The sequence below is a fragment of the Arthrobacter antibioticus genome (assembly GCF_030063205.1).
Taxonomy (GTDB): Bacteria; Actinomycetota; Actinomycetes; order Actinomycetales; family Micrococcaceae; genus Specibacter.
This window is the reverse complement of the sequence record NZ_JASISQ010000003.1, coordinates 24509-42227: the sequence shown is the minus strand read 5'-3', so window position 1 is coordinate 42227 and position 17719 is coordinate 24509. Positions and strand designations below refer to the sequence as shown.

Here is a 17719-nt window from a genome sequence, read left to right as displayed (position 1 = left end):
CTCCACCAATCACCTTGTAAAGGATCTCCATGACCCCGAACGCCGTATTAGTTGCCGAACTACTTGATGTTGCTTTGCGCGCTGCCGCAGCGGGTGCCGCCGTGCTGGCTGTCCGGGATCCTGATGGTTTTGGGGCCACGGAAAAGTCGTCCGACGCCGATTGGGTGACAGCTTTTGATCTGGCCGCCGAACATGCTGTGCGGGCTGTTATCACCGGCGCCCGCCCGCACGACGTCATCACCGGGGAAGAACTTGCGCCTGCCCTGCCCGCCGATCCTTCGGGGTACCGGTGGAGCATCGATCCCCTCGACGGCACCATGAATTTCATCCGTAACATTGCCTACTACGGAACTTCGGTGGCGGTGATGGGGCCCGACGGCGAATGGTTGGCCGGGGTGGTCAACGCACCCGCCCTGCGGAGGATCTACTTTGCCTCCCTCGATGGTGGGGCGTGGCTAGATGAAATCCGGGCCGACGGTGTGCAATCGGTTCGCCGTCTCAACGGTCCTGTTCAAGCACGGGGTGGGACGCTGCTGTCAACGGCACTGACCTATGACCCTGTGGTGCGCCGCCAGCTGGTGTCCGAGTTGAACACTCGAATGGATCACTTTGGTGATTTCCGCCGTTTGGGTTCGGCAGCCCTTGAATTGTGCGCTGTGGCTGAAGGATCGGTTGATGCCTACTTGGAATACGGCCTGTTTGAGCACGACTTCGCAGCCGGTGGACTGATAGCTGGAGAAGCCGGTGCCTGGGTGCACCGTCCTGTTCTGAGCCCGGCAGTTGAGGGGCTACCCACCCGCGAAGAAGTGCTGGCGGTATGGACCGCCGCGTGCGTGCCGGGCTTAGAAGGCGGCTTCGCCCCAACCAGTGAGTGATCCGCTAATTTTTCTCAGCCTGGATGCCAGCCCTGTTGCTTGAGGGCTTTTGCGACCATGGCGATGACAAACGCGTCACCTCGCTGCATATCGGATTTGTATACCTTTACTTGTTGCCAGCCTCTAGCGGCCGTGCGCACATCCCGGTTGCGGTCGAAAAGCTGTTTCTGGGATGTCTTGTGGATGTCCCCTTCATACTCAGCGCATGTCTTGTACTCTTCGCAGGCAAGGTCAGGTGCCACCGGTGGATCCCCGGCTATGGAGTAATTTGTGGTGAATGTGGGAAGCCCCGCCCGCTGTAAGAGCAGGCGCAAACGAGTTTCCCTCGGCGAGTCCACACCAACACGCATCAACTCCACGGCGGCTCTGGCCTTGGTGAGACCGCGGACATTGTGCTTACTGGCGATGTAGGCGCGCAGTTCGGCAGCGGAGATGATGGCTAACTTTGGTGGCTCAAAATGCCGATTGTGCGCACAAATCAGAAAATCTGCAACGGCAACAAGCGTTTGCAGATCCAGGATGTGACCCAGATCTAAGAACGTCCGGGCGGGGGTTGTTACAGGTACACCGCCAAAGTCCATGATGTCTTCCCCCGGCAGTCTGATGCTATGCCCAATGATGTGCTTGCGCCGCGGCTGAACTGATGCGGCGGGCCGGGTGATGTGGACAGTTTTGATATCTTGCTCGAACCACGGAAGCGGCATCCCATGTAATTGGGCAGCCGTGACATGGGAGATGCAGCCACGATCACACAATGCAATATACGGGCGAACCCGGTCAAGTAGATTCTGCGATTCTCCCCGCGGCACCCGAACTTGCCGGCTGGGACTGGAGAGGTCCTTGGCGCGCATCCTGCTCAGGGTCGCACCGGCGGAGAGCCCTTCTTCGTAAGTGAAGGACCTCCGTCCCAACGCGGCAGGAAGTGGCGGTCTGCTAACCATCTATCAAGTCTTGCCTAGAAACGCCCACCCTGCGGCCGGTTATCCACAGGTTCGCGGCATCTGCCCCTGCCCTTCATTTCGTTTAAGCAGCTCCTGTGGGTGTTTGGCCCGAACACCCACAGGAGCTGCTTAAACGAATCAGGATTAGGAGATTCTGCGGATGTGGGCGTCGTTTTTCTTCCTGGTGGCCTGAAAATGCGGCGAAATGGCTACGAATTTCCTCAGTGACACCTCGATACGGAAGACTAGGAAGGCACGTTCCACCGTGGTGGCGCATTCACCAGGCATTAGCATCCAGAGAAACTAGAGACATGACACAGATTGTCCGGCCCATCACCGAAGCAGATTATGAGATAGTGGCCCGGATTACGGCCGAGGCATACCTTGGCGCCGGCTACTTTGACAGCATTGAATACCCCTATATGCAGAAGATCCTACGTGTAGGGGAGCGGGCAGCTGTGGCAACTGTCATTGTTGCCGAAAGTGCGCAAGTGGTGGTCGGCTCGGCGACCCTGGCCGTGTTTGGAGATGTCTGGGCTGATATTGCACTGCCGGATGAACTCGAGTTCCGCCTGTTGGTGGTGGACCCGGCTATTCAACGCAGCGGTGCCGGGACAGCCATGGTGGCGGCAATTCTGGAGAGAGCACGTGCCATGGACGGTATCAACGCGGTGAGCCTGACCACCGGCGATGACTGGCATGGTGCCCATGCGCTGTACCAGAAGATGGGATTCGTTAGGGTGCCCGAGCGAGACTGGCCCGTCCCGGAGAATGGCAAAATGCTGCGCGTGTACCGCTTGGAAGTATAAGTTTAGCGAAGTGGCAGCCTAGCTAAGCAGCTCCACGAGGGCTTCGGAGACGGCAAGTGAGGCCCCATAGGTGACAATATCGGCGCCACCGCGAGGCCATCCGCATTCCACCACTATGGTGTGGTGTCCCGCGGCGCGCAACGTCTGTGCAACTTCCCACACCTGGTGGTCCTTGGCCAGTCCACGTCCGGAAACAGCCACCTTTTGTCCAGGCACAAGCTGAGCAACGTCAACCGTGGCACCCGTTGCCGCAGGTCCCCAGGGGACCACTCCCACAGCGTAGTTGGTGGTGGTTTCAACCTGAACCAGGGCAGCATCCGAGGGGTCTTCCAGCCAGGATACGGCTTTGGGTGTGACCTCAAAGGCGGCACGGATGCCTCCTGGTGTGGGAACAGGATCCGGTGCCGAAATAGCCTCCGGTGTCAGGCTGACCGTGGCGGGGTAGTTGGCTTCCAATTCCGCAGTGCGGTCAGCAGCATCGCGCAGGCGTGAGAGCGGAAGAGTTCCATCCACAACAGCAGCCTCGATGGCATCAAGAACCTGCAGGTACTGCTCTTGTGTTGTTTCCGAACCAATGCACAGCAGGTCAGCGCCAGCAGCTAGAGCCTTAACCGCTGCTGCCGGAACGCCGATCTCTCCGGAGGCGCCCACCATATCCAGTGCGTCTGTGATGATAGCGCCAGTGAAGCCCAGCTGGCCGCGCAGCACATCCATCAGCACAATGCGCGAGAACGTGGCTGGATTCTGCGGATCCAAAGCGTCAACGATGATGTGGCTGGTCATAATACTTGCCACTCCGGCAGCCGCTGCCGCCTGGAAAGGCAACAACTCCCGCGCCGCCAGTGTTTGCGCATCCACTAAAATGCGGGGTAGATCCACATGGGAATCAGTGGAGGTGTCTCCGTGCCCCGGGAAATGCTTGGCACACGCTGCCACGCCGGTGCTCTGCATCCCGTCAATCCACGCAATGGTGTGTGCAGACACAAGCTGCGGCGAGGCGCCGAAGCTCCGCGATCCAATGACAGGGTTATCTGCTGCGGAGTTCACATCCGCATCGGGGGCCAGATTCAAATTGATGCCAAAAGCGGCAAGTTCACTAGCTATCGCTGCGGCTGAGGCGGTGGTGGCTTCCAGATCATTCAGGCGGCCCAAGACGGCATTGCCTGGTTGGTTTGAGCCGGTCAGGTAATGCAGCCGTGTGACGTCACCGCCCTCTTCGTCTACTGAAAGCAACGCGTGGGGTGCGCGTTGGCGTAATTGAGTGCACAAATCACTCAACTGCTCCCATGACTGCAGGTTGGTGCCAAACAAGCACACCGCGGCCAAACCGTCGTCGAACGCTTCAAGAAGCCATTGCGGTGCCGTGGTGCCAACAAATCCTGGCATCAGTGATCCGGCAGCCAAACGTCGAAGTTGGGAAGATTTCATAACCATCAGCCTTTCACCGCACCGCTGACAAGACCGGAGCTCATTTTGCCCTGGACAATCAAGAAGAAGATAATCACCGGAACGGCTACCAGCATTGAGGCGGCCATCACCATGCCCCAGTCCGTTTCACGGTTGGCCGAAGCCTGAACAAAGCCGCGCAACCAGAGCGGCAGCGTTTTGCTTTGGTCCTCGGTCATAATGACCAATGCCACCGTGAACTCGTTCCATGCCTGCAAAAATGCGTACACTCCGGATGCCACCAAGCCTGGGGCGAGCAGCGGGAAGGTGATCTTCAAGAATGCCTGCGTACGGGAAAGCCCGTCAACCATGGCGGCCTCTTCAAGTTCTGCCGGAACGCCGGCAACGAACCCACGCAGCATCCACACCGTGAACGGGACTACTGCCGCCGTGTAAAGAACTGTCAGCCCAATGATGTTGTTCAGCATGCCAACCGAGCTCATCATCTTGTACTGGGCAATGAACATTCCTTCAGCGGGGAGCATCTGGATCAGCAGCAAGGCAAGAATGAAAGACTTCCGGCCCTTGAACTTGAAACGGCTGATGGACAGCGCACCAAGGAAAGCAATAATCAGCACAGCCGCAACCGTAGTCAGGGTGACGGCCAATGAAATGCCAAGTGCCTTCATGAATGTGCCATCGCTGAGGGCATTCTTGAAGTTATCCAGCGACCCGCCGAAAGGCAGAAAAGTCGGTGTTGTGGACTGCAAGACGATGTTTGGCAGGAAAGATGAGTTGAACATCCAGTAGACGGGGAACGCCCACAAGGCAGCAACTACCAATGCCAGCAACGTGTATAGGGTGTTGGAGACGGATTTCAGCCGCATTTTATACTTCTTCCTTCATCAGGGAGCGGACGTAGTACCAGCTGATGGCAACGGTGATGATCAAAAGCAGGATGGAAACGGCGCTGGCCGTACCGAAGTCGCCTGAGCCAACACCTAGCTGGTAGATGTAGGTGCCAAGCAGGTTTGTCTCGTTCGCGATGCCACCGGCATCCTGGAGCAGCTTGATCTGTGTGAATACACGCAAGTCCCAGATGAGTTGCAACAGCAACACGATGGAGAGCACCGGGGCAATCAGCGGCATGATGATAAACCGGGTACGCTGCCAACCGCTGGCGCCGTCTATAGCCGCGGCCTCGAGGACTTCGCCGGAAATCTGGGTTAGGCCCGCGTAGATACTTAAGGCCACAAAGGGCACGCTGATCCACACAACGATGACGACGGCGATGATAAAGAACGTGACCGGGTCCGCTAACCAGTTGTGGCCTTGGGCATCAATGCCAAACTGGACGAGTAGCCAGTTAAGTACTCCGCGGCGCCAATCAATAAGCCAGACCCATACGGTCATGGCTGCCACGATGGGCATGGCCCAGGCTAGGAGCAGGGAAACTTGCAATACCAGCCGAGCGAAGGTGCCAACCCGTTTCATCAGCAAGGCTAGCGAGCCTCCGATGAGCACGGTTGCGCCGGCACAGATGAAGCAGTAGAGCAGTGAACGGCCAAGGACAACCCAGAATTCCTGGTTGGTGAGCAAGGCAGTGTAATTAGCTAAACCAACAAATTCGGGTTGGACGCCAAACTGTTGCTTGAGACCAAATTCCTGGAAGCTAGTGATGGTCTGCCAAATCACGGGATAGCCCAGTGCTGCAAGCAGGACAATAATGGTGGGCAAAATGAGGAAGAAAGGGACCTTAGAAGTCTTTTTCTTGCGTGGGACGAAACTGTTCGACGGGGCCGGCCTACTCATTCTGCGAGTAGCTGGAGGCGCTGGGGCGTCCGTGGACATAGGGGGCCTTTCGTGACGGCGGTGGCCGTGGTTCTCCTGCCTGCGGGGCAGTTTTTTCTTGCGGTGGCGAAAAGATGCGGTGGCCGAGGTTCTTCGCCTCGGCCACCGCTAACTATGTTTACTTCAAGTTCAGTTTCGGGGTGATCTTTTCGTCGTATTCCTTGGCCAGAGCAGCCAGATCATCCGTGTCACGGATCTTGCCGAAGAACTCTTCCAGAATTGAGGAGGACTCAACAGCTGCCCAGCCCGGAGCGGCGGGGGTTAGCTTGGAGTTGGAGGCTGAGGCAATGGCAGCCTTGGCGAACTGGTCTGTGCCAAGAGCATCTACGTATTCGGCGTTAGCCGGGCCGAGGCCTGCGCCACCGAGCATTTTCTGGTAGTCAGCGGAGTAGATAATGCGCATCAGTTCCTTGGCCAAGTCCTGGTTCTTGGATGCAGCGGAGATACCAATGTTGGAGCCACCTGCCAAAACCGGGGCGGGCTTGCCGTCATTGCCGGGGAGAACAAAAGCACCAAAGGTCTTATCGTTCCACTCGCGAGCATCCTTGCCATCCTTCTTCACAGCGTCACCAATGGACCAGTGAGCCCAGCCCGGAGCCATGATGGTGGCTGCAGCGAGGTTGGTCTCGCCAGTGGGCTTGCCGTCATCATCGAGGATCACGTCAGTGTCGTTGATGTACAACCACGGAGTGGCATCCTTAGCATCTGCAGGTGCCTTGGAGGCGTTCTTGTAGATGCCTTGGAGCTGAGTCAGGCCCTTGATCGTGTTCGGGTCAGACAAGGTGGAAACCCACTTGCCGTCCTGCTTCTTGGCTAAGTCGCCATCATTGGCGAAGATCCAGGAGACGCCGTTACGCCAGTCTTGACCACCCAAGAAGAAACCCGAGAAGTCCTTGATGTCGCGCGGGTTTTTCTCGGTGATTGTCTGTACAGCTGAGTTGAACTCATCCAGCGTCTTGGGCGTTTGGATACCGGCTTCCGTCCAGACATCCGTGCGGTTGAACATGTAGCGCGAGCCGAAGTAGTAAGGCAAGGTGTAGTTCTTGCCATCCACGGCACCTGCTTCAACGAAGGACGGCAGGAGCTTCTCGCCCCCCAATTCTTCATACATATCCGAAATATCGCTGAATGCGCCGATGTTGGTGAAGGTGGGTGACTGGGTGTTGCCCATTTCCACTACATCCGGAGTGTTCTTGGCATCCGGCATGGCTGTGGTCATTTTAGTAACGATGTCACCCCAGCCCTGCTCTTCAATCTTCAACGTGGCGCCGGTCTTAGTCTTGAACGTATCGGTCAAGTAGGTGCGCAGATCATCGCTGGTGTCGCCACCAACCAGCCACAACGTGATGGAGCGATCAGCGTTGTCGGCCGGGTTGTTTGCTGCGGTGGAGCCTCCGCAAGCTGATAATGCCAGAGTGGCGGCCGCGACGGCTGCTACTCCTATGTACTTCTTTTTCATGCTGTACCTCTCAAAAGGGGCGGCCGTGACTACTTAGAGGTAATCCGTGCCTGAACGGGATGGTGCAGGTGATTCAATCCACTCCCAACTGGTTGGAAAGGACCATGACGGCAGTTCCTCGCAGAACAGTATTTTCCGGTTCGTCCGTGAGCCGGACGTTTGTTGGGGGTGGTATGAGGCGAAGTACTCTGTGAGCGAGCGTTTCGCGGACGCCTTCTAGCAGCGCCCCTTCCAATAGCTGCGGCGGACCACAGAGGACAACCTCTGCCAGATCAAGCGCCGCAACAATGGGGGCAAGGGCAATTCCGAGTCGTTCCCCGGCCGTGTGCAACACTGCATCTGCGGCTTTTTTGGGGTCATGTTCTTGGGTGGTCGCGGCAAGAGCTGCTTGCAAGGCGGGGACCGATAGCCAGGTTTCCAGGCAGCCTGTTCGCCCGCACTGGCATACGATGGCGTCTGCCTCCGGAGCTCCGACGGTGACATGGCCGATCTCGCCTGCGGCCGAGTGAACGCCACGGGCGCGTACCCCTCCCACCATCAGGCTGGAACCAACACCGCGGCCAATTCGGACCAGGATCAGGTCATCAGCGCCGTGACCAAAGGTGTATTCGCCGTGAACAGCGGCGTCGGCATCGTTGTGCACAAGAGTGGGGAGACCGGTGGCTTCCTGGATAATGGCCTGCAGCGGAACGTTTGTCCAACCAAGGTTCGGGGCAGTGAGAACCACCCCCGCTGAATCCACGATGCCGGGGGAGCCGACGCCAATACCCAGCAACGTTTCGGTAGCCAGTTCGACGGCGGACTGGGCCAGTTCCACAATCAGAGCGGTCAGCTGTTCGCCGGTTTCGTTGGTGATGGGCCTGGCAAAGCTGGCGAGGATCATGCCGTCTAGATCCATGACGGCCGCGCGCAGAATGGCATTCTCAGTCAAATCAAGGCCGATGATTTGCAGTCCGCGCCGGTTGATGTCTACCAATATTGCCGGTTTTCCGGGACGAACTGTTTCATCAAGGCCCAATTCCACAGCGTGCCCGCGGGCAATGAGCTCGGTGACCAAATCGGAGATGGTCACCCGTGTCAAGCCCATGGCGCGGGACAGGTCTGCCCGGCTCATGGGTCCTGCTGCGTGCAGGGTGCGGAGCGCGAGGGCGAGGTTGTGGGCTCGGCCATCCGAGGGCAGGCTGGGTAGGCCTTCTCCTGCGGTTCTGTAGCGGTTCCTGGAGTTGTTCATGGATGTTAGTAAACTCTACTAACAAAAGAAATGCTACGAGTTTCTGTCCTTTTGGATAGTTGTTGCCAAACTGTGATGTAGCACTCAGGTGCACGGTGTATGTGAGCCGGGGGCTTCTGGAAATCTTTATGTGGCAAGGAGACTAAGCTAGAAGGGACACAATTAATCTTTTGCTTACAGGGGAGATCCATGGCTGCGATCAACCGTGAGGACGTGGCGCACCTAGCGCAACTGGCTCACATCGAGATGAGTGACGACGAACTGGACCGCATGGCCACAGAGCTGGCAGTGATAGTGGATTCAGTGAAGAGCGTCAGTGAGGTTGCCGGGGATGATATTCCCGCCACCTCGCACCCAATTCCACTGACAAATGTCATGCGTGAAGACGTGGTTGGCCACGTGCTCACCGCTGAAGAAGCCCTGTCCGGGGCACCCGATTCTGCTGATGGACGCTTTAAAGTTCCAGCAATTCTGGAGGAAAGCTGATCCATGAATGCACATGATTTGATCCGTTCCAGCGCGGCCGAAATGGCCGCTAAATTAGCCGCCAATGAGGTTTCAGCCGTAGAGCTGACCCAGGCGCACCTTGACCGTATTGCTGAGGTTGACGGTGGTGAACGCGGTCTCAATGCGTTCCTGCACATCAATACCCAGGAAGCACTCGAGGTTGCCGCCGACGTTGATGCGCGCCGTGCCGCTGGCGAGGAATTGCATGAGCTGGCCGGTGTGCCGATCGCCATCAAGGACTTGATTGTCACTAAGGGCCAGCCCACCACGGCAGCGTCGAAAATTCTGGAGGGCTGGATGAGCCCTTACGACGCCACGGTGATCAAGAAGATCCGTGCTGCGCGCATGCCGATGCTGGGTAAGACCAACCTGGACGAATTCGCTATGGGTTCCTCCACAGAGCACTCCGCCTACGGCCCCACCCGCAACCCGTGGGATCTTGACCGGATCCCCGGTGGTTCAGGCGGTGGATCGGCTGCCGCAGTGGCCTCCTTTGAAGCACCCCTGGCTTTGGGCACCGACACTGGCGGCTCCATCCGCCAGCCCGGTTCCGTGACCGGCACGGTGGGCGTCAAGCCCACCTATGGTGCAGTCTCACGCTACGGGGCCATCGCGATGGCTTCTTCGTTAGACCAAATTGGTCCCGTTTCACGGACTGTTCTGGACTCGGCCTTGTTACAAGAAGTCATTGGCGGCCACGATCCTCAGGATTCCACCTCGCTGAGTGATCCCTCAACCGGTCTGGTTGCGGCTGCGCGTATGGGCAATGTCAAGGGCATGAAAATTGGTGTCATTAAGGAATTGCACGGCGAAGGTTTCCAGAATGGTGTGGAAAACAGGTTCAACGAATCGGTTGAATTGCTGCGCAGTGCGGGAGCAGAAATCGTTGAGGTTTCCTGCCCCAACTTTGGTTACGCATTGGGGGCTTACTACCTGATCATGCCAAGTGAGGCTTCCTCAAACCTTGCCAAGTTCGACGGCGTCCGCTTTGGTTTGCGCACGTTGCCCACCGAAGGTCCGCTCACCATTGAGCGCGTCATGGCGGCTACTCGTGCCGCCGGATTTGGGGCAGAAGTTAAGCGCCGGATTATCCTTGGCACCTATGCGTTGAGCGCCGGCTACTATGACGCCTACTACGGCTCCGCTCAGAAAGTGCGCACACTTGTGCAGCGCGATTTTGAGGCGGCCTTTGCCCAGGTAGATGTGTTGATGTCTCCGACAACGCCCACCACGGCGTTCAAGCTGGGTGAAAAAATCAACGATCCGCTGTCCATGTACTTGCAAGACGTTGCCACCATTCCGGCAAACCTGGCCGGCATCCCCGGCTTGACCCTGCCCGGCGGTTTGGCTGATGAAGACGGCTTGCCCGTAGGTATCCAGCTACTGGCTCCCGCCCGAGAAGATGCCCGCGTCTACCGTGTGGGTGCTGTGTTGGAATCGATGTTGGAAGCCCAGTGGGGCACCACCATGCTCAACCAGGCGCCGTCGTTATCTGAGCGCGTAAACGCCGCCCAGGGCGCTTTCGCAGCCAAGGAGGCTAACTAATGAGCGTTGAGAACATTTTGAGCTTCGAAGAAGCCATGGAAAAGTATGATCCCGTTCTGGGCTTTGAGGTGCACGTTGAGCTGAACACGAAAACCAAGATGTTCTCCAGCGCCCCGAACGTGTTTGGCGATGAACCCAACTCCAACGTCAATGAAGTGTGCCTGGGACTGCCCGGTGTTCTGCCGGTTGTGAACAAGAAAGCTGTTGAGTCCTCGATCCTGATCGGATTGGCGCTGAACTGCAAGATCGCACCGCACTGTACTTTTGCCCGCAAGCAGTATTTCTACCCGGACACGCCTAAAAACTTCCAGACTTCACAGTATGAAGATCCCATCTGCTACGACGGTTGGATCGATATTGAGCTAGAAGACGGCACCGTTTTTCATGTGGAAATTGAGCGTGCGCACATGGAAGAAGACGCCGGGAAGCTGACCCATATGGGTGGGGCAACGGGCCGTATTCAGGGTGCTGATTTCTCCTTGGTGGACTACAACCGTTCGGGTGTGCCGCTGGTGGAGATTGTCACCAAGCCCATCGAAGGTGTTGGATCCCGTGCTCCCGAGTTGGCCAAGGCTTACGTTGCCGCCATTCGGGAAATTGTGAAGAACCTGGGCGTTTCGGATGCCAAGATGGAGCGCGGCAACGTCCGTTGTGACGCCAACGTTTCCCTTCGTCCTTATGGCCAGGAAAAGTTCGGTACCCGTACCGAGACCAAGAACGTGAACTCTCTGCGGGCGGTTGAAAACGCCGTGAAGTTTGAGATTCAGCGCCACGCTGCCGTGTTGGACTCTGGTGTGCTCATCACCCAGGAAACCCGGCACTGGCATGAAGATACTAAGTCCACAACATCGGGCCGGCCCAAATCCGATGCTGACGACTACAGGTACTTCCCTGAGCCTGACCTTGTGCCCATCGTCACCTCGGCGGCCTGGGTTGAGGAATTGCGCACGCGTTTGCCGGAACCTCCCGCCGAACGTCGCAAGCGCCTGCAAGCCGACTGGGGCTACACGGATCTGGAATTCCGTGATGTTGTCAACGCCGGGCTGATGGATGAAATTGAGGAGACAGTAGCGGCTGGTGCCTCTGCTGCGGCGGCCCGCAAGTGGTGGATGGGCGAGATTGCCCGCCGCGCCAAGCTTGCTGACGTGGATCCCGCAGCGCTGGGTGTCACGCCCGCTGTTGTGGTTGAGATTGAGAAGCTCATTGCCGCAGGTAGCATCAACGACAAGCTGGCCCGCAAGGTGCTCGACGGCGTCCTTGAGGGTGAAGGTACGCCCGCCGAGGTTGTGGCCAAGCGTGGCCTGGCCGTGGTTTCCGACGATGGCGCCCTCCAGACCGCGATCGATGAAGCTCTTGCTGCCCAGCCGGATGTGGCCGCGAAGATCCGGGGGGGCAAGGTTCAGGCGGTTGGTGCAATTGTTGGCGGGGTTATGAAGGTCACCCGCGGACAGGCCGATGCCGGCCGTGTGCGGGAATTGATCTTGAAAACCTTGGGCGTGGAAGGCTAAACCTTCCCGCCGCTTGAGTTCTGCAAACCTCGGGCGCTCGCTCCGGCACTTTGCCCCGTGAAAACGGGCGCACAGTGCCGGAGCGAGCGCCCGTTTTTTATTGCGAGGTCCTATTCGCCAGTGAGTTCTGCCATGACATCCTGCAACGCCTGTGCCACCAACATCACGGAGGCACGCCTAAGATTTTCCGGACGGGCCAGCAGATCGATTCTGCGCCGGGTGCTTATCCCCGTCAGCGGACGCAGCACCACGCCAAGGGGAAGCATCCCGCCGGAGGCCAGTGTCCTGCCGGAGGCCAGAGCCGGGCTGGAAGCCAGAGCCCTGCCGGAGGCCAGAGCCGGGCTGGAAGTGTAGCGGGGGAGCAGGCCAATGACTTCGCCGGTAGACACTAAGGCAGCAGCTGAAGAGTAGTCATTGATGCGGTGCAGCACCTCTACAGGGCGGCTGGCAACGGCGCCAATGGCGGTGAGGACATCCGCCGGTGAGTAGCCGCTGCGGCTTGTCACCCATGGGTAGGCAACCACATCCTCAGGGGAAAGGGAGTCCTTGGCCGCTAGCGGGTGGGATGGTGCCACAGCTATATCCAGTGGTTCGTGGGCCAGCGGAATGACCCGTACTCGCGTGTCCGGCCACGCCGGGCTGTGGTCCATCCGATGCGCAAGTACCAGATCGTAGCGGGCAGTTAATGCCGGAAAATCGTGCTGAGCTACATCCTCATCTGAGAATCTAACGTGGGGCACGCCTGCTTGCGAACCGACCGTGCGCGCGCCATCTCCCAAAGCGCCATCGCCCGCAGCATCTGTGCCCGCAGCGTCTGTGCCCGCAGCGTCTGTGCCCGAAGCACCATCGCCCGAAGCGCCTACGCCTATGGTGGCATCCATGCTGGCTCGCAGAGTGGCCAACCGGCGTACTAGCGGGGCGAACAGGGCCTGGCCGGCGCTGTGGAAACCACTGATGGTGACAGTGCCGCCAGAATCATGCTGGTAGGCGCCGATGGCTGCTTTTGCCCCGGCCATGGCATTGATGACTTCCGTGCCAGCATCTGCCAGTACCCTTCCGGCCGCCGTCAGCACCAGATTCCGGCCTTCTTTGCGGGTTAACGGGGTGTCCACCTGGCGTTGGAGGAGCGAGATTTGTTGGGACACGGCCGACGGTGTGACGGAGAGTGTCTCCGCCACGGCTTTGACGCTGCCCAGCTCGCCTAGCTCCCGCAGAATTTGTAGTTGATGAAGTTCCACCTGACAAAACTACCATTTAGCATTCCCTAAATCGATGATGGAGAAAATCTCGATTGTGCTAAATGGTTTAGAGCGCTGTAATGGACAAAGCAATCAACCAAGAACAGGACTGCCGCCCATGAAAGCACTCTACAAATCCGGCCCGCACGCTGGGTTCGAACTCGTTGACCGACCCGAGCCCACAACAGGGACCCGGGATGTGAAAATTCAGGTACACACAACGGGCCTGTGCGGCACGGATCTGCATATCCAGGCGTGGGATGCATGGGCCGCTAAAACCATCAATGCCCCCTTGATCGCCGGTCACGAATTTTACGGCGAAGTTGTAGAGATTGGTTCCGATGTTCACGACGTAGCCGTGGGGGACAAGGTCTCCGGCGAGGGTCACGTGGTGTGCGGAATGTGTCGCAACTGCCGCGCAGGACGCCGGCACATGTGCATCAACACGATCTCAGTAGGTGTCCAGCGTGATGGAGCGTTTGCCCAGTACGTGGTTATCCCGGAATCCAATGTCTGGGTTCATAAGGACGCCTCCGTCACTCCCGAACTTGGCGCCATCTTTGACCCGCTGGGTAATGCCGTTCACACGGCGCTGAGCTTCGGCTTGGTTGGTGAAGACGTCCTTGTCACCGGCGCAGGGCCCATCGGTTTGATGGCAGTGGCCGTAGCGCGGCACGCCGGTGCACGTAAGATCGCCATCACGGACGTATCCGAGCCCAGGCTGGCCATGGCTGCAAGGATGGGCGCGGATCTTGCCGTGAACGTCTCCAACACCCGGTTGCGAGATGCGCAACTGAAATTGGGTATGTGCGAAGGCTTCGATATTGGTTTGGAGATGTCAGGCCACCCCACGGCATTGCCTGAAATGATAGACAATATGAACCATGGTGGACGGATCGCCATGCTTGGTCTGCCCAGCGAGTCCATTGACATCAACTGGAGCAAAGTAGTCACTCATATGCTTACCCTGAAGGGTATTTACGGGCGCGAAATGTTTGAAACCTGGTATGCCATGTCTGCCATGCTTTCCTCCAATCCGGTGTTGCGTGAAGCCGTGGCCTCCGTGGTCACAGACACGCTGCCCGCCACCGAATGGGAGCAGGCTTTTGAGATTGCCCGTTCCGGCAGTGGTGGAAAAGTCATCCTCGACTGGAGCGTTTTCGCTTAGCTTTTCCTTACCCACACCAACCACTAGCCAAGGAGTTCCCATGTACACCGCCATGAAATACCAGCTCGCCACCGAACTAAGTGAAATCCGCACCGCCGGCCTGTTTAAAACCGAGCGGGCCATCACCTCCGCCCAATCCAGCCATGTCCTAGCAGGCCCGTTGGGCGGTCCCGCAGCGCCGGTGCTGAACTTCTGCGCCAATAACTACCTGGGGTTGGCCGATCACCCGGAGATCGTTGGCGCCGCCAAGTCCGCCATGGACAGCCACGGCTTCGGAATGGCCAGTGTTCGCTTCATTTGCGGCACCCAAGACCTCCACCTGGAACTCGAGCGCGCCGTCTCTGACTTTCTTGGCACCGAAGAGACCATTCTTTTCTCCTCTTGTTTTGATGCCAACGGTGGCGTTTTTGAATCCCTCTTTGGTGCCGATGACGCCATCATCTCCGATTCCCTGAACCACGCCTCCATCATTGACGGCATCCGTTTGTCCAAGGCCGCCCGTTTTCGGTACGCAAATCAGGACATGGCGGAGCTGGAAACTGCGCTGCAGGCGGCGGCTCAGCTGCGTGAGGGTGTTGGAGCCCGCCGAACAATTATTGTCACCGATGGCGTATTCTCCATGGACGGTTTCCTGGCCCCGCTGGAAGCCATCTGCGATCTTGCTGAAAAGTACGGCGCCCTGGTCATGGTGGATGACTCTCATGCCGTAGGTTTCATGGGCGCCACCGGTGCAGGTACTCCAGAGCACGCCGGCGTGAGTGATCGCGTGGATATTTACACAGGAACCTTCGGCAAGGCCCTGGGCGGAGCATCCGGTGGTTACGTGTCCGGGCACGGTGAAATTGTGGCCATGTTGCGCCAGAAGGCGCGCCCGTACCTGTTCTCAAACTCACTGGCACCTGCCATTGTTGCGGCAACTCTTAAGGCGCTTGAGTTGGTAGCGAATTCGGCGCAATTGCGCACCCGGCTCTTCGAGAATGCGGCATTGTTCCGCCGCCGCATGACCGAGGAAGGCTTCGAGCTGCTCCCGGGCGAGCACGCCATTGTTCCTGTCATGTTCGGGGATGCCGTAGAGGCCGCACGCGTAGCCGATTCCATGCTGGCGCACGGCGTATATGTCACAGCTTTCAGCTTCCCTGTGGTGCCTAAAGGTGCAGCCCGCATCCGGGTTCAGCTCTCGGCCGCCCACAGTGCGGACGACGTCGAAGCATGCGTGCGCGCATTTGTTGCCGCTCGCGGGGGAGCCGAATAACCACTCACCGGTGTGTCCATGGCAGGATGAAACTATGACGTTGGCATGGGAAATCCGGGCACGTGTTCAGTTCGAGGGCGATTCTCATGTACAGGAGGACAGCTGCGGTTTTAATGGGCCCAATGCGTGGGTCATTGACGGCGCCACCACCTTGTTGGAGCCACTGGAGTTACCTGCCGCCTCAAATCCGCAGTGGTTATCTGCCCAGCTGAACAGCATTCTGGCCGGGGCGCCCACCGATCCGCGGCGATCGGGGGTCAGGGCTGTGCTGGCCGGGGCACTTGCTGCCATTGACGCTACTGCAAACGCGTTGGTAGGGGACGAACGTGTGCGTTTCCCCAGTGCGGCGTTGTCCCTGGCGCAATTGAATGCACAGGGGGTGGAAATTGCCAGTCTGGCGGACTGTTCCGTGGTGGTCAGGACGCACGACGGCGCAACTCATCTGGTGCGGGCACAGCTAGCAAACGCTCACGTTGACAATGCTGGCAGTGCTGGTAGTGATAGTGGCAGTGCGGGCAGCGGCACTGCTATTGGCAGCGGGGATAGCTCCCTGACTCGGCGGGAAAAACTGCAACGTGACCGAGAACTGCGCAATACTCCCGGGCGGCTGTGGGTTGCCCGGAGGGAACCGGAAGCTGCGGATCACGCAAAAGTGTTACAGCTTGCTGCTCCAGAGCTCATGGTGATGGCAAGCGATGGAGCCTGGCGTGCCGTTGATTTGGGACTTGTCAGTGGACCCGAAGAGTTCCTGGCCAGGACCAGTACCACCCTAGAAGCGCTGGGTCTGATGCATGAGCTGAGATCGCATCAAAAAGCAATTGGCGAGGTATCAGATGACGCCACCGTGCTGACCTTGGCCCCTGCGACGGTGCGAAAGCCCAAGTTCCCGCTTGCCGACTCCGGCGAGTTAGCGCTTCGAGCAGCCAATCGGTAGCGGTTGCAATAGGAGTCGTGGCACAGATATGAACCGCCGCGCATGACCCGCCCACGGCCAATCGTTGGTCCGGGCGGATCGGTAACAATGCCCTTGGCCAGACAGCTCTTGTAATACTTGGGCAGGAACCAATCAGCGCACCACTCCCACACATTGCCGCTGGTTTGATATAAACCATAAGCGTTGGGTTTGAAACTGTTCACGGGAGCAGTGGTGAGGTATCCGTCGTCGCACGTGTTCTCCGTGGGGAAAACCCCTTGCCAAATGTTGCAATGGTGCAGGCGCTGGCCGCAGGAATCCAGTCCGTGGAGCTCATTGCCCCAAGGGTAGCGGCTCTGCTGGAGACCCCCACGGGCCGCATATTCCCACTGGGCTTCAGTGGGTAAGGCGCGCCCCGCCCAGGCGCAATAAGCTAGGGCATCGCTGTGGGAGACCTGTGTGACGGGATGATCGGGAATATCCAGCCATGAGGAGCGCGGCCCGGCCGGGTGCGCCCAATCAGCGCCACGGACATTCAACCACCAGGGGGTTCCGGCGGCAGAGCCAAGTACATCCGCAGCATCCGCCTGCAGAGCGAGATGGAACACGGCCGAGCTGCCGTAGACCTCAGACTCCGTGCGGTACCCGGTGGCCTTGATAAAGGCGGCAAACGCAGTGTTGCTCACAGCCGTAGTGTCAATGCGAAAAGCGGAAATCTCAACCTGGTGGACAGGCGTTTCGCCGTCGTTGGGATAGCCCTCATCGAACGGGTCGCCCATGGCAAAACTCCCGGGGGGAATGAACGCTTGGGGCTGCTGGGAATGGGGAGTGGACGCTGGCACCTCCAGCGAAAAAAGCTGCTGAACTGTGGAGACGTGTTCGCCGTGCTCTGCCCGGCCTGGACTGCAACAACTGGACGGGGGATCGGGCGGCACCAAAGAGGACATGTTCTCTAGTCTATGCAGGGTTACTGTGCGCCGTTGTAGGCGTTGGTCAGGACCAGTCAGGGCTAGCCAGGACCAGTCAGGGCTGAGAA

Annotated in this window: 15 protein-coding genes; 7 read left to right on the top strand and 8 right to left on the bottom strand. The window is 58.5% G+C overall.

Features of this window, described 5'->3' with window-relative positions; translation table 11 throughout:
* The first annotated feature begins 29 nt into the window (after positions 1-29).
* Positions 30-875, top strand: a complete 846-nt coding sequence (locus QMG40_RS07810; RefSeq protein ID WP_283530223.1) for an inositol monophosphatase family protein — start codon at positions 30-32, stop codon at positions 873-875.
* Between the two features lie 14 nt (positions 876-889).
* Here QMG40_RS07810 and QMG40_RS07805 read toward each other — a convergent pair whose 3' ends face one another.
* Positions 890-1816 carry a hypothetical protein gene (locus tag QMG40_RS07805; RefSeq protein ID WP_283530221.1) on the bottom strand — a complete coding sequence of 309 codons (927 nt, stop codon included), beginning with the start codon at positions 1814-1816 and terminating at the stop codon, positions 890-892.
* Positions 1817-2127: 311 nt separating this feature from the next.
* On the opposite strand from QMG40_RS07805, the gene QMG40_RS07800 reads away from it, so the two are divergent.
* The gene (locus tag QMG40_RS07800; RefSeq protein WP_283530219.1) at positions 2128-2625 is read left to right on the top strand and encodes a GNAT family N-acetyltransferase; all 498 of its coding nucleotides are present in this window, start codon (positions 2128-2130) and stop codon (positions 2623-2625) included.
* 18 nt (positions 2626-2643) lie between these two features.
* On the opposite strand, the gene QMG40_RS07795 is transcribed toward QMG40_RS07800, so the two are convergent.
* From QMG40_RS07795 to QMG40_RS07775, 5 genes are all read right to left on the bottom strand, one after another.
* Complete coding sequence (locus tag QMG40_RS07795; RefSeq protein ID WP_283530217.1) at positions 2644-4053, bottom strand: glycoside hydrolase family 3 N-terminal domain-containing protein; 1410 nt, start codon at positions 4051-4053, stop codon at positions 2644-2646.
* Positions 4054-4058: 5 nt separating this feature from the next.
* Entirely contained in the window at positions 4059-4898 is an 840-nt protein-coding gene (locus tag QMG40_RS07790) for a carbohydrate ABC transporter permease (protein WP_283530215.1), read from the bottom strand.
* A 1-nt stretch (position 4899) separates the two neighbouring features.
* Positions 4900-5823, bottom strand: a complete 924-nt coding sequence (locus QMG40_RS07785; protein ID WP_283530213.1) for a carbohydrate ABC transporter permease — start codon at positions 5821-5823, stop codon at positions 4900-4902.
* A gap of 157 nt (positions 5824-5980) precedes the next feature.
* The gene (locus QMG40_RS07780) at positions 5981-7321 is read right to left on the bottom strand and encodes an extracellular solute-binding protein (RefSeq protein WP_283530211.1); all 1341 of its coding nucleotides are present in this window, start codon (positions 7319-7321) and stop codon (positions 5981-5983) included.
* A 73-nt stretch (positions 7322-7394) separates the two neighbouring features.
* Positions 7395-8552, bottom strand: a complete 1158-nt coding sequence (locus QMG40_RS07775) for an ROK family transcriptional regulator (protein ID WP_283530208.1) — start codon at positions 8550-8552, stop codon at positions 7395-7397.
* A 189-nt stretch (positions 8553-8741) separates the two neighbouring features.
* Between QMG40_RS07775 and gatC the strand changes: the two genes are divergently transcribed.
* Genes gatC through gatB form a run of 3 tightly spaced genes read left to right on the top strand, consistent with a single transcriptional unit; the run spans position 8742 to position 12112 of the window.
* Positions 8742-9038, top strand: coding sequence for an Asp-tRNA(Asn)/Glu-tRNA(Gln) amidotransferase subunit GatC (gene gatC, locus QMG40_RS07770; RefSeq protein WP_283530206.1), 297 nt, complete (start codon positions 8742-8744; stop codon positions 9036-9038).
* Between the two features lie 3 nt (positions 9039-9041).
* A complete protein-coding gene (gene gatA / locus QMG40_RS07765; RefSeq protein WP_283530204.1) occupies positions 9042-10604 on the top strand; it encodes an Asp-tRNA(Asn)/Glu-tRNA(Gln) amidotransferase subunit GatA in 1563 nt (520 codons plus the stop codon).
* On the top strand, positions 10604-12112 hold the full coding sequence (gene gatB / locus QMG40_RS07760; RefSeq protein ID WP_283530202.1) for an Asp-tRNA(Asn)/Glu-tRNA(Gln) amidotransferase subunit GatB: 1509 nt from the start codon (positions 10604-10606) through the stop codon (positions 12110-12112). The genes gatA and gatB overlap by 1 nt, the downstream gene beginning before the upstream one ends.
* Before the next feature lie 110 nt (positions 12113-12222).
* On the opposite strand, the gene QMG40_RS07755 is transcribed toward gatB, so the two are convergent.
* The gene (locus QMG40_RS07755; RefSeq protein WP_283530200.1) at positions 12223-13350 is read right to left on the bottom strand and encodes a LysR family transcriptional regulator; all 1128 of its coding nucleotides are present in this window, start codon (positions 13348-13350) and stop codon (positions 12223-12225) included.
* Between the two features lie 118 nt (positions 13351-13468).
* Here QMG40_RS07755 and tdh point away from each other — a divergent pair, with 118 nt between their 5' ends.
* On the top strand, positions 13469-14518 hold the full coding sequence (gene tdh / locus QMG40_RS07750) for an L-threonine 3-dehydrogenase (RefSeq protein WP_283530198.1): 1050 nt from the start codon (positions 13469-13471) through the stop codon (positions 14516-14518).
* 40 nt (positions 14519-14558) lie between these two features.
* The gene (locus QMG40_RS07745; RefSeq protein WP_283530196.1) at positions 14559-15770 is read left to right on the top strand and encodes a glycine C-acetyltransferase; all 1212 of its coding nucleotides are present in this window, start codon (positions 14559-14561) and stop codon (positions 15768-15770) included.
* Positions 15771-16577: 807 nt separating this feature from the next.
* On the opposite strand, the gene QMG40_RS07740 is transcribed toward QMG40_RS07745, so the two are convergent.
* Entirely contained in the window at positions 16578-17630 is a 1053-nt protein-coding gene (locus QMG40_RS07740; protein WP_283530194.1) for a formylglycine-generating enzyme family protein, read from the bottom strand.
* Between the last annotated feature and the right edge of the window lie 89 nt (positions 17631-17719).